Annotated in this window: 10 protein-coding genes; 2 read left to right on the forward strand and 8 right to left on the reverse strand. The window is 49.2% G+C overall.

The features are described from left to right. Positions 1-23 precede the first annotated feature (23 nt). A complete protein-coding gene (locus ACYVJG_RS10435) occupies positions 24-764 on the forward strand; it encodes a pseudouridine synthase (RefSeq protein WP_460430997.1) in 741 nt (246 codons plus the stop codon). Here the strand turns inward: ACYVJG_RS10435 and ACYVJG_RS10440 are convergent. Genes ACYVJG_RS10440 through ACYVJG_RS10450 form a run of 3 tightly spaced genes read right to left on the reverse strand, consistent with a single transcriptional unit; the run spans position 761 to position 6,527 of the window. Next, the gene (locus ACYVJG_RS10440) at positions 761-3,130 is read right to left on the reverse strand and encodes an ATP-binding protein (RefSeq protein ID WP_460430998.1); all 2,370 of its coding nucleotides are present in this window, start codon (positions 3,128-3,130) and stop codon (positions 761-763) included. The two genes, ACYVJG_RS10435 and ACYVJG_RS10440, sit on opposite strands and share 4 nt — an antisense overlap. A gap of 57 nt (positions 3,131-3,187) precedes the next feature. Further along, on the reverse strand, positions 3,188-4,279 hold the full coding sequence (locus tag ACYVJG_RS10445; RefSeq protein WP_460430999.1) for an ABC transporter substrate-binding protein: 1,092 nt from the start codon (positions 4,277-4,279) through the stop codon (positions 3,188-3,190). Positions 4,280-4,310: 31 nt separating this feature from the next. Then, positions 4,311-6,527, reverse strand: coding sequence for a putative bifunctional diguanylate cyclase/phosphodiesterase (locus ACYVJG_RS10450; protein WP_460431000.1), 2,217 nt, complete (start codon positions 6,525-6,527; stop codon positions 4,311-4,313). A 209-nt stretch (positions 6,528-6,736) separates the two neighbouring features. Between ACYVJG_RS10450 and ACYVJG_RS10455 the strand changes: the two genes are divergently transcribed. Beyond that, positions 6,737-7,507, forward strand: coding sequence for an EAL domain-containing protein (locus ACYVJG_RS10455; protein ID WP_460431001.1), 771 nt, complete (start codon positions 6,737-6,739; stop codon positions 7,505-7,507). Here ACYVJG_RS10455 and ACYVJG_RS10460 read toward each other — a convergent pair. Genes ACYVJG_RS10460 through queC form a run of 5 tightly spaced genes read right to left on the reverse strand, consistent with a single transcriptional unit; the run spans position 7,504 to position 11,264 of the window. Beyond that, positions 7,504-8,031 (reverse strand): hypothetical protein, encoded by a 528-nt coding sequence (locus ACYVJG_RS10460; RefSeq protein ID WP_460431002.1) that lies wholly within the window; start codon positions 8,029-8,031, stop codon positions 7,504-7,506. The two genes, ACYVJG_RS10455 and ACYVJG_RS10460, sit on opposite strands and share 4 nt — an antisense overlap. A gap of 24 nt (positions 8,032-8,055) precedes the next feature. Next, positions 8,056-8,901, reverse strand: a complete 846-nt coding sequence (gene serB, locus ACYVJG_RS10465; protein ID WP_460431003.1) for a phosphoserine phosphatase SerB — start codon at positions 8,899-8,901, stop codon at positions 8,056-8,058. 23 nt (positions 8,902-8,924) lie between these two features. Next, a complete protein-coding gene (queE, locus tag ACYVJG_RS10470) occupies positions 8,925-9,560 on the reverse strand; it encodes a 7-carboxy-7-deazaguanine synthase (RefSeq protein WP_460431004.1) in 636 nt (211 codons plus the stop codon). A 1-nt stretch (position 9,561) separates the two neighbouring features. Continuing rightward, the gene (locus tag ACYVJG_RS10475; RefSeq protein ID WP_460431005.1) at positions 9,562-10,569 is read right to left on the reverse strand and encodes a 6-pyruvoyl trahydropterin synthase family protein; all 1,008 of its coding nucleotides are present in this window, start codon (positions 10,567-10,569) and stop codon (positions 9,562-9,564) included. Next, complete coding sequence (gene queC, locus ACYVJG_RS10480) at positions 10,569-11,264, reverse strand: 7-cyano-7-deazaguanine synthase QueC (protein ID WP_460431006.1); 696 nt, start codon at positions 11,262-11,264, stop codon at positions 10,569-10,571. The genes ACYVJG_RS10475 and queC overlap by 1 nt, the downstream gene beginning before the upstream one ends. Positions 11,265-11,612: the final 348 nt, after the last annotated feature.

Consider the following 11,612-nt stretch of genomic DNA (forward strand, 5'->3'; position numbering starts at 1 on the left):
GCCATACATAATAGAAACCCTGTATGTTGAAAGTTCTTTTCCGCGACGATGATCTGATTGCCATTGATAAACCGTCTGGTTTGTTGGTGCATCGCAGCGAAATCGACCGCCGTGAAACGCGGTTTGCTGTACAACTGTTGCGTGATCAAATTGGGCAAAAAGTGTATCCCGTTCATCGCTTGGATCGGGGCACCAGTGGGGTGTTGTTGTTTGCTTTGAATGCCCACACCGCGCGTGTGCTGAATGAAAATTTTGCAGATCAACAACCACAGAAAACTTATTTAGCGGTGGTGCGTGGCCATCCTGCTGACCACGGACAAATTGATCACCCAATTACACGGCAACCCGATGAACGCGAATATGTACACGACAATGCCCAATTGAATGCACAACCCGCCTTGACCGACTACCAAACCTTGGCGCGTTGTGAACTGCCATTTGCTGTCGATCGCTATCCACAAAGTCGTTATGCCCTGTTGCAGCTGTCGCCACACACTGGGCGGCGGCATCAGTTACGCCGTCATTTAAAACACATTGCCCATCCGATTATCGGCGATGCCACCCACGGTAAGGGTGTACACAACCGATTTTTCCAACAGCAATTTCAGGTGGGGCGGATGTTGTTACATGCGGTGACGCTGTCTATCCAACATCCTCATCAATCACAAACCTTACTGTTGTCCGCCCCTGTTAGCGGTGAATTTGCCCAATTGCTAACAGCTTTGGATTGGGAGACAGCTCTACCCCCTGCTTGGCGTGGTTAGATATACCATTCCGGTGGTTTGGGTGGCAGCGGTAAGCTGGGCAGGCTTGGGCGCGGTGCTTCGGCATCAGGGACAACATGCGGCGCGTTGAGCGGCAAGATCACAATAAAGCGTGTGAAATGCCCAACTTCGCTTTCTACATAAATCTGTCCACCCAAAATGTGTTGCACGGCATTGTGGCAAATATGTAAGCCAAGTCCGGTTCCACCTTGTCCCATTTTGGTGGTGAAAAAAGGATCGAAAATTCGTTTTCGATGCTCTGCACTAATACCGTTGCCGTTATCGGAGACCGACAAGCGCACCCGCTGCAACTCTGGCTCTAGGCTGGCTTGAATATGAATGGTGCCATGATCGCGACCATGAAATCCATGCAAGACGGCATTGTTAATTAAATTGGTTAATACTTGCCCCAATGCCCCCGGGTAGCTGTCCAAACGGATGGCGGGTGGCAAATCGCTTTCAATGTGAAATGGGGTACGTTTGAGCGAGGGTTCGAGTGTCAAAACAATCTCGCGCACCACTTCAGACAACACAAATTCACGGCGTTGTGCACTGGTTTGGTCGACAGCCACTTGTTTAAAGCTGCTCACCAGTTCGGCTGCGCGTTGTAAATTGCGACAAGCAATTTCGCCGGCATTGTTGACCGTTTTTAAGAAATTCTCTAAATCAGAACGGCGTAAACCGCTTTGTTGTGCTTGTTGAAATTCGGTCAGGCGTTCACCGAGGGTCGATACTGCCATCAAACCATTCCCAATTGGCGTATTCAATTCGTGAGCAACCCCTGCCACCAAATTCCCTAAGGCGGCGATTTTTTCTGATTGCACCAACTGTTCTTGCGTGGCTTTTAGGTGATCAATGGTTGCCTCAAGCTCACTATTGCTTTGCGACAGTGCCTCGGTACGTTCTTGTACTTTTTGTTCTAACAGGCTGTTTAATTCTCGTAATGCCTGTTCAGCATTGCGCTGTTCAGTGATATCCACATCCATACACACCACCAACGGATGCCCTTCATCGCTGGGAATCGGGAATAACGTTGCTAAGACATAGATATCATGGCCTTGCTTATGGCGTAGGCAAAATTCAGCAGGACCGAAAGGTTTGCCGCTTTGATGAACGTCCTGTAATAACTCCAACAAGGCATTCACTTGTTGCTGGTCGCGGTACATAAAATGTCGGTTGGCGACACTGACCCCAACCACTTCTTGTGCACTGTAACCATACATCCGTTCAGAAGCTGGGTTCCAAAATACGATGTTCCCTTGGCCGTCATACCATTGAATCGACACGGAAGGGGCATTGTTTAAGGTGGCGCGGAGGCGTTCTTCGGTACGTAAGAGGGCGGCTTCACGTTGGTTAATGACCGCCACCATGTCAGCTAAGTCATTGGATAATTGGTTAAGCTCGGCCACAGGCAAATTCTTTGGCCAGCTAGACGCATAATCTCCCGTCGTCACTAAATGGGCACGGTCGATAAGGGCAGACAGGGGACGTGCCATGCGGCTGGCCCAAAGTGGTGCCAATAACAGACTAATGATAATGGAACCCAAAAACCCCAAGCCGACCAGCAATACCGTGGTGCGATAGTGGATATTGTCGAATCCTGCGGGTGAGGTGCTTAGAATAATCCAATTCAATTTTTCTGACCGCGTGGCACCGACTAAATGACGATGACCGGCCAGTTCTAAATACGGCGGAAGCGTTTTAGCGGTTTGTGCGGCTTGAAAGATGGTATGGCCAGAAAAATTATGGTGTTGATGTGGGTCATCCGGTTGTGATGACGCTAGCCATTGCCCACTGTTGTCAATCACGGTAATGGTGGAGTAGGTGTTACGGGTTGCTTGTGTCAACATACCTAACACACGCTCAATTGATGCTTCTCCAATAATAATCAGCCCACCAACCCGATAAGCGACCCCGACGGTATTTTTTCCAGAGAGTAGCGAGAGGTAGTTATCACTCCAAATTGGCTGCCAAGCCGCAGGATTCGATTGTGCAGCATAGCGAAACAGACGATTACCTGAAAAATCTGCACCGCGTAAATCACGATTTGCGGCGCGTGATCCGAGGGGTTTACCAACGGCTAACACATCGCCTCGCTGCGATACCACAAAGACGGCATCAAAGACATCGCCTTTCCCTGCCATCGCATCTAAATAGCTTTGCAGCGACTCAGGATGTTGTTGGTAGTCGTTTTCTTTAGCCAATGCCAACAACGGCATGAGCTGCGCTTCAACGCCACTCATGAAATAACCCAGTAGACGCGAGGCATGTTCCGAGCGTTCTTGTAGCTGCATCCGGCTGTTGGTTTCGATTTGTGGCAAGCGTAGTAACAAAATCAAACCGCCCACAATGGCAAACGTCAGCATAGAGGCGATGACTAAAAGCGAAATGAGGGAATTGCGTAGGCTAAGGGGCTTCATTATTTAAGGGAACAACTCAAAGCGACCATTTTTGACAATGGTGAGGAAGGTCGGACGATTGGCATCACCGTGACGGTCGAATGTCCACTCTGCTTGTAAGCCTGTATAAGGGCCAGTGTGTAACAAGGCATGATCTAGGGTTTGTTGTGGGGATTTTTGCCGTAGGGCTTGGATAATGGCTTGGGTAGCATCGTAGGCCGTGACACTCGCAAAGCCGGGGTCCTGTCGGAAACGTTGTTGGTAACGGACGCTAAAATCGCGATAACGTGCTGCTTGATGCTCACGATTAAAAAATTGGGTCATCCACACCCCTTCAACGCTACGCCCACCTAATTGAATCAGATGCTCTGTGGCTGCCCATGACGAGGCAACGATATACCAACTTGGGTCGCCCTCTTTCCTCGCTAACTGTACTAAACGCACGGTATCGACTGCGCCACTGACCAACATCAACGAGTCGGCTTCTGCGCGTTTCGCTTGTTCAATCAAATGGCCAAAACTGCCACTTTGGCTGCCATCATAGGCTAACAACGCCACTACCTTGCCACCTGCAGCAGTAAAGTATTGCCGATAATGGTCGGCCCAATCCTGTGAGAAAGCGCGGTTGCTGGTGTCGTAGATAATCGCTACGCGCCGTGCACCTTGCTGATAGAGCTTGTTGGCACTGACTTGGCTATTGCGTTGCGTTGGCGATGCAATGGTAAAGAAACGGTCTGCTTGGCCATGTAAGGCACTGGCGGTGACAGTTGGGCTGATGGCGAACAGTTCTAACCGCTGTAATGCTGGATAAATGGCCTCGGCTACCGAACTGGTCATTGGGCCGATGACGATTTTAATATCTTGTTTAGCAATGGTTTCTAAGGCTCGTAACGCCGTATTGGGGTCTTGTTGGTCGTCATATACCAATAGTTCTACATCACGGCCAGCAATGCCACCATTGGCGTTGGCATCTTCAATCGCCAACAAAGCACCATTGCGCCCTGATTCACCGAGATCTGCCCCTTTACCACTGAGACTGCCTAAAAAAGCGAGTTGTACCGGTGTTTCTGGCTGGCAGCCGCTGACAGTCACACTCGCTGCCAACAATAGCGGCATGAGGATGACACGGCGTCGTGTCGGGGCGGGATCAAGGCCGTTCTTCGAGCCAAGGCAAAATCTCATCCAGCGGCATAGGTTTGGCATATAAAAATCCTTGTACTTCAGCACATCCAAGATCGCGCAGTTTTTGGGCTTGGCTTTCGGTTTCCACCCCTTCTGCTAATACTTTCATCCCAAGTTGTTTTCCCAACGGAATCACCATCTCGGCAATGAGCGCCCCTCGATTGCCGCTTTCCAGCGCGTTGACGAAAGAACGGTCGATTTTGATGCGGTCGGCAGGCAGACGATCCAGATAAGACAGGGAAGAAAACCCCGTACCAAAATCATCAATTGCCAAACTGATGCCGCGAGTTTTCAAAGCATAGAAAATTTGTTCGACCGCTTCCGCCCCTAAAATAGCGACCGATTCGGTGACTTCTAGCTCTAGGGCTTGGGCGGGGATGCCGCTGTCGGCAAGTGTCAAGTCCACCATATTCAGAAAATTAGGGTGGGCAAATTGCACCGCAGAGACGTTTACCGCTACGATTAAATCTGGGTGAGAACGGCGCATTGCCCCGACAGCATTCAATGCCGAACGCAAAACCCATTCACCCAATGACACAATCAGGCCTGAGCTTTCTGCCACTGGGATAAAACTGGCGGGGGAAATCATCTTGCCATCATCATGCCGCCAACGCAGCAACGCCTCGACACCTAAAACCCGCTCGGTACGGCAACAAAGCTGTGGCTGATACGCGATAAACAGACGGTTATATTCAAAGGCTTCACGCAGTGCTTGTAAGAGGCGTGTGTGCTCGCGCATTTCACGATTGATGGCCTGACTGAAATAGGCATCTTGTCCTTGGCCGCGTGCTTTGGCGCGCTTAATCGTAATCCAAGCATCTTTTAGCCGATCCGCACCACTGCCGTGGCTATCGGCAACTGATAGCACAGCTAGGGTCACCGACAGCTGATGTTCAGTGTCATCTAAAGTAAAAGGGCGGGAGAACAATTCGCGGATATTGCTAGGTGTTAAAGCGTGTTTGGCCCCGAGTAGCGCAAAGGTATCGTTGCCAATTCGGCTGACAAAATAACCATCACTAAAATGTTGCTCTAAGCGGTTGGCAACGGCAATTAGCACTTGGTCGCCATAACGATGGCCAAACAAATCATTGATGGCAGAAAACTGATCAATATCAATCAAAACCAAAGCGAAGTGATCGAGGTCTTGTTGTTTGATACAGCGGTCGAGGGTATCAATCAGGCCTGCGCGATTGGGTAAGCCGGTCAGAATATCGGTAAAGGCAGATTCTTGTAGTTTTTCGACCAATCGTACATTGTCACCCCCCAAAGCGATATTGGCACAAAAGACTTCAAATAAATTGCGATCAAGCACAATCGGTTGTGGTAAATGCAAAAAGCCAGTTAACACATCCCCCTCGGCGCCACTGAGATATAAACTGATGCCATCGGCTTCAATCAAACTGCGACGCAGGCTTAAACAGCGGTCTAGACGTTGTAACAGGGTATTCGGTAAAACATCACCCGCAGGACGGCCTGTTTCCATTTCATAACGTCCACCACCAGCAAAAACCATGAATTCAGCGGGCTGTTGCAGGTTATTGCCACCACAAATTAAGCCATCTTCTGGGACACCTGCATATTGTGCTAACTGTGCTAACGCAGCCTTAGCAAAACATTGCATCTCGCGCCGGCTCATTAGTTGGCGGCTGGCGACGACAATTTGTTCTAAACCCCGCTTGCTCGCGTCTAAACGGCAGAGCTGGTCATACGTTCGTAAAGCTGAAGACAAAGTGGTGAACAGTTTATTGCGCGTCAGTTCGCTTTTGGTTTTATAGTCGTTGATATCATAGCGGCGGATGGTATCGATTTCTGGTGCATAACCAGGTTGTCCGGTGCGCAGAATAATTCGCGTGTTGTGCAAGCCAAGTTCACCGCGAATCACATCAATAATTTCCAAACCCGCCGTGTGGGTTTCCATCACCACATCAAGCAAAATCACAGCGACTTCATGGGGCTGTCGCAGTCGTTCTAATGCCTCAGCTGCCGAATAAGCATGGATAAGGGTTAACGGACGATCAAAAATCAAAATGCCATCTAACGCGAAGCGTGTCGCTTCGTGCACATCAGCATCATCATCAACCACGAGCACTTGCCAAGCTGGTAAGCTTGGTGAGGTGGCTAAAGGATTGGTTGTGGCTGTTTCATCCACAAAGAAAAGCAGATCATCGATATCATTATTCATTGCTACTGACCTATGCTAAGAAGCCGTGACGTCGGCAGTGCCACACTTCTTGTAAAATATCATTGTAGCCAAAAGATGCTTGCAATCTTTTTACGATACGACAGTTTTTTTGTCACCGTTGCTAGCTTATTTTGTCTTTACTGCAGTGTGCCACTATTTTTTATTAAAATCATTACTTTTTTCAAATTTTTCTGGTTGTTGAGGATGCCATGTCTACTGAATTCAGCTTACCCTTTGAACCTGCTAGCTGTGATGCCTGTCGTGATCTGAGCGCATTGGGGTTCGGTTTTACGATGGCATTTCAACCGATTGTCGATGTTCGCACCGGTCGTCCCTATGCTTACGAAGCCCTTGTTCGTGGAGAACAAGGACAAGGTGCTGGGTATATTCTAAGTCAAGTCAATGATGCCAATCGCTATCGTTTCGACCAAGCGTGTCGTGTGAAAGCCATTGAATTAGCAGCACAATTGGGTTTGCACCATCTAGATAACTGTAAACTCAGTATCAATTTTTTGCCCAATGCAGTGTATCGTCCGGCCAGCTGTATCCGCGCTACTTTAGAAGCTGCCAAGCGTTTTGCCTTTCCTGCTAATCGCTTGATGTTTGAAGTCACCGAAGGAGAAAAAATTTCTGATGCCAGTCATTTGATCAATATCTTTAATGAATACCGCCGGCAGGGGTTTACCACGGCGATTGATGACTTTGGTTCGGGGTATTCTGGCTTGAATCTGTTAGCGACCTTCCAACCGCAGGTGCTAAAAATTGATATGGAATTAACTCGAGATATTGATCAAAATCAAGTGAAGAAGGCGATTGTGTCGGGGGTGTTGCTGGTGGCACAACAGCTAGAGATTACGATTATTGCTGAAGGGATTGAGACCGAAGCCGAGGCCAATACCTTACACCAGATGGGTGTCAATTATATGCAAGGGTATTGGTTTGCTCGGCCAGAAATTGCCGCTTTGCCGTTGGCAAATTAAGTGCGAGAAGGGGGGCGGCGGATGCCTTGCCGATGGCGGCTAAACACCCACTTCTCCCACACCGCTTGTAACGATTCATCCCAAAAATCTGCCACAATTTGCCCACATAACACCGTGTATGCGGTCTCTGTGTGGATGGTTTTCTCAATGATCACTAAGGGCAAATGCACCGGCAGCGGCCACTGTGGATCCAGTAATAATTTGACCACCACCCGATCACCGACGGCTAAATCGTCTTGTACGGTGGATTGCCAAGCAATTTCCTCCATCCCCACCCGACAAACACAATCTGGCAAATTGGGGTCTAACTGGGCTAACAGCTGTAAGTACACCGATAAATCTAATTTGGCTTCGAGGCGGGTTTGTCCATCATCATCATGCTGATTGACGGCTGGCGCGGTTAAGATACGCAATAGCAGGCGTGCTTCATGTTGCCAACGTAACAGCGGCACCGCCTCATCACTGTGTGCACAGGATAAGGGCAATACTGCATCGAAACTGACGGTTGATAACGTAGGAAACATCAAACACTCCTTTCCACAAGCAAATTAACCCAGCAATTTAGGCAGGGCTTCTAAACCACCAAAGCGGATGGCCATGTCGGCTTGTTCTGCTACCACCGGTTTGGCGTGGAAGGCGATGCCAAGCGCGGCAGCTGCAATCATTTTTAAATCATTAGCGCCATCGCCAATCGCCAAGGTTTGTGCCGAAGAAAGTCCCAATTCATCCGCTGTGCGGTGCAAATGATCGGCTTTCGCTTGTGCATCGATAATAGGGCCTAGAATACGGCCAGTTAAATGCCCATCAACAATTTCTAAGGTATTAGCAACGGCATAATCCAACCCTAAACGCTGTTTCAGGCGTTCGGTGAAAAAAGTAAAACCACCGGAAATCAGTAGGAATTTCACTTGATGCTGTTGGCAAGCAGCGAGCAATGTCTCTGCGCCACGGGTGAGACGAATACGTTGTTCATACACTTCATCTAAAGCACTGGCCGGCAGCCCCTTTAACAACGCCACCCGCTCTGTCAGTGAGGCGGCAAAATCCAGTTCACCACGCATTGAGCGTTCGGTAATCGCGGCGACTTGGGCCTTGATCCCCAACATATCAGCCAATTCGTCGATACATTCGACCTCAATCAAAGTCGAATCCATATCACTGACCAATAAACCAAAGTCGGCAAAACGACAGTTGGCGGGTAACAGTGCATAGTCTAATTCTGCTGCTTCACACACCGCCGCAAACAAAGGCGACGCCTCAACCAAATCGCCTAAGAAATCGGCGGTGTCTGGTGTGCGTTGTTCAACCTGATCGGCCAAACACGATTCCGCTAAAACCGATAATAAACTATGGTCGTGTAAACCCTGACCGTAGACAGAAAGACGTAAACTCATGGGGCCTTTTCCTAAAAGCACAATTAACGAATACCGGTTAACTTATGGGTTTGCAAACTGAGCTGCCACTGTGGATGTGCCATACACCAAGCTATCGCCTCGGCGGTGTGTTGGCGTTGTTGAATATCATCCAGCGGTTGTAAATAAAAATAGTCAAACTGCCAATCTGCAAAGGCTTGAGGTGAGCTGAAACCACGTTGTGGCCAAACGAGCTTTAATTCGTGGCCGCTTGTTTGCACAATCTCACTGCCCGCCTTTGGGCTGACACATAACCAATCGATGCCTGCTGGCGCGGCAATGGTGCCATTGGTTTCTACACCAATCTCAAAACCCTGAGCATGAACGGCGTCAATCAGTGCACGATCTAGCTGCAATAATGGCTCGCCGCCAGTGAACACCACATAAGCCCGCTGCCGTGGGACTCCTTGCCATGTGGCGGCAATGCGTGCGGCGAGCGCCTCGGCATCCGCAAATTTGCCACCATCTGGGCCAACACCGACAAAATCGGTATCACAAAACTGACAAATTGCTGTTGAGCGATCTTGTTCACGCCCACTCCACAGATTACAGCCACTGAATCGACAAAACACTGCAGCACGTCCAGCCTGTCGGCCTTCACCTTGCAAGGTATAAAACATTTCTTTGACGGTATAAGTCATATCAACCCTTGGCAATGGCGCGCACGCCCATCTGATTGGCAGCGTAAATATCGACACGGCTTAACATGGGTAATAAAGGTTTAGCATGCAACCAGACCCATGCGGCAATGCCTGCACAATCTGTGCGTGTTATCGCTGGTAATTGGTCTAAGGGATGATGGTCGAGTTGTTGATAAATTGGCTTAAACTGTGCTTTGACATCACCAAAATCTTCCACCCAGCCCATGACCTCGTCCAATTGGCCAGTGAGATGCAGATTGACCCGATAACTGTCGCCGGTATAACGGCCACTTTGATCGAAAGGGACTGCCGCTTCAAAACGCTGTTCTTTCCAAATCCGAAATTGTTGGCCATCAAAACGGCTACCCGCAGTCACTGTTTCATGAACCGTCACACTGATTAAACCTGCCAATGGTTCTGCCAAGCGTGGCCACAACCAAGCGGCAAGATTCTCACTGGTTGGGTTTTCTAGCCCAGCAATATCATTTAAATAGGCATGATGCAGTTGTAACGAAAGTGGCAGCCAAGCGCGTTCCAGCGCTGCATGGTTATGTTCGCTGGCGCGGGCAGTGATTTTGACGCTAAAGGTATGACCGTGCATACGACCACATTGATGGCCTGCCGGCACATGCGGTAGATAATGTGCTGCTGAAAAATCCACTTTTAGCCAAATCCGTCCTTCACCGCTGTCGGTGATATCAGCTCCCCGACCGGGGGCAGAACGCAGACGAATAGCAGCATGCTCCACGCCGTGTTGTTGCAACTGTTGTTGTAGATAGTGTGCTAACGGTAAATCATCTGGATGAGCAAGGCGTTGATTGAGGTCGGAATAAGTGAGTTCAGCACAGGCCATGTTTAATAACTGTGCCAAACTACCCGCTTCATCACCGGCGCGGCTGGCTTCGACAAAAAAGCTGTGGCCATGTAAACGGGCTCGGGCATCGGCTGCAGCGGGTAACTGGCGTGCGGCTTCAAAGCCGGCACTGGCGACATGATGAAAGGTGAGCATTATTTGATGCCCTCTTGCTGTAGACGGCTGATTAAAGGATCGTCAATACCCGCCTCAGCAAAGCCTTTAGCACGTAAGACACAGGCTGCACATTGGCCACAAGGTGGTTGTTGTCCTTCATAGCAAGTATGACTATAAGCCAAGGCTGACATCGCACCGACTTGTTGTGCCAACTGAACCGTGTCTGCTTTGCTTAAGAACATCAGTGGCGTGTGCAGCTGTAAGCGTGCCTCCATGCCTAAATTGATTGCCAACTCTAAAGCCTTTAAGGTGTTTTCTCGACAATCGGGATAGCCGGAGTAATCTGTTTGTGCAACGCCGGTAACGATATGGCCTATTTGACGGGTATAGGCTAAAGCAGCAGCAAAAGTCAGAAAAATCAAATTGCGTCCGGGCACAAAGGTATTCGGTAACGCTGTTGCCTCTGTCGTGGTCGTTGGCGATACCGTTGGATCGGTTAAGGCGTTTCCACCAATGGCAGAAAACGTATTAATAGGTAACACATGCTGTCTCACCCCGGCCAACTCAGCAATTTTTTTGGCACACGCCAATTCGATGCGATGGCGTTGGCCATAATCAAAAGTAATCGCTTCGACTTCAGCAAAGCGTTGTTTTGCCCAAAATAAGCAGGTAGTGGAATCCTGTCCACCAGACAACACGACCAATGCGCGTTGTGAAGCAAGGTTATGCATCATAGCTCTCGAAAAACAGTCGAAAGAAAAATGCGCCACCGTTCGGTCTCACGGGGCGCGGATTTTTCGCTAAAACCCGATGGCAGTGGGGTTTAGCCAAGTTGGCGCTATTTTAATACAGAATGCTTCGCTGTCCGAATCTAATCGAAGTCAGGATTTTCTAAAAATAAATTAATTTCAAAAACAAATTGTTAGCTAAATAGTAGGCGTTTTTCTGAACGAATGTGTTGACGATGGTTGGTGGAGTGGGTATAGTTCGCTTCCTCGCTGCAACACAGCAGCAGCAAACAGCGTTTAGTTGTTTGATCGATCTTTAACAGAATACAACCGATAGGTGTAAGCGCTTGGACA

The sequence above is a fragment of the Aquaspirillum soli genome (genome assembly GCF_054781915.1).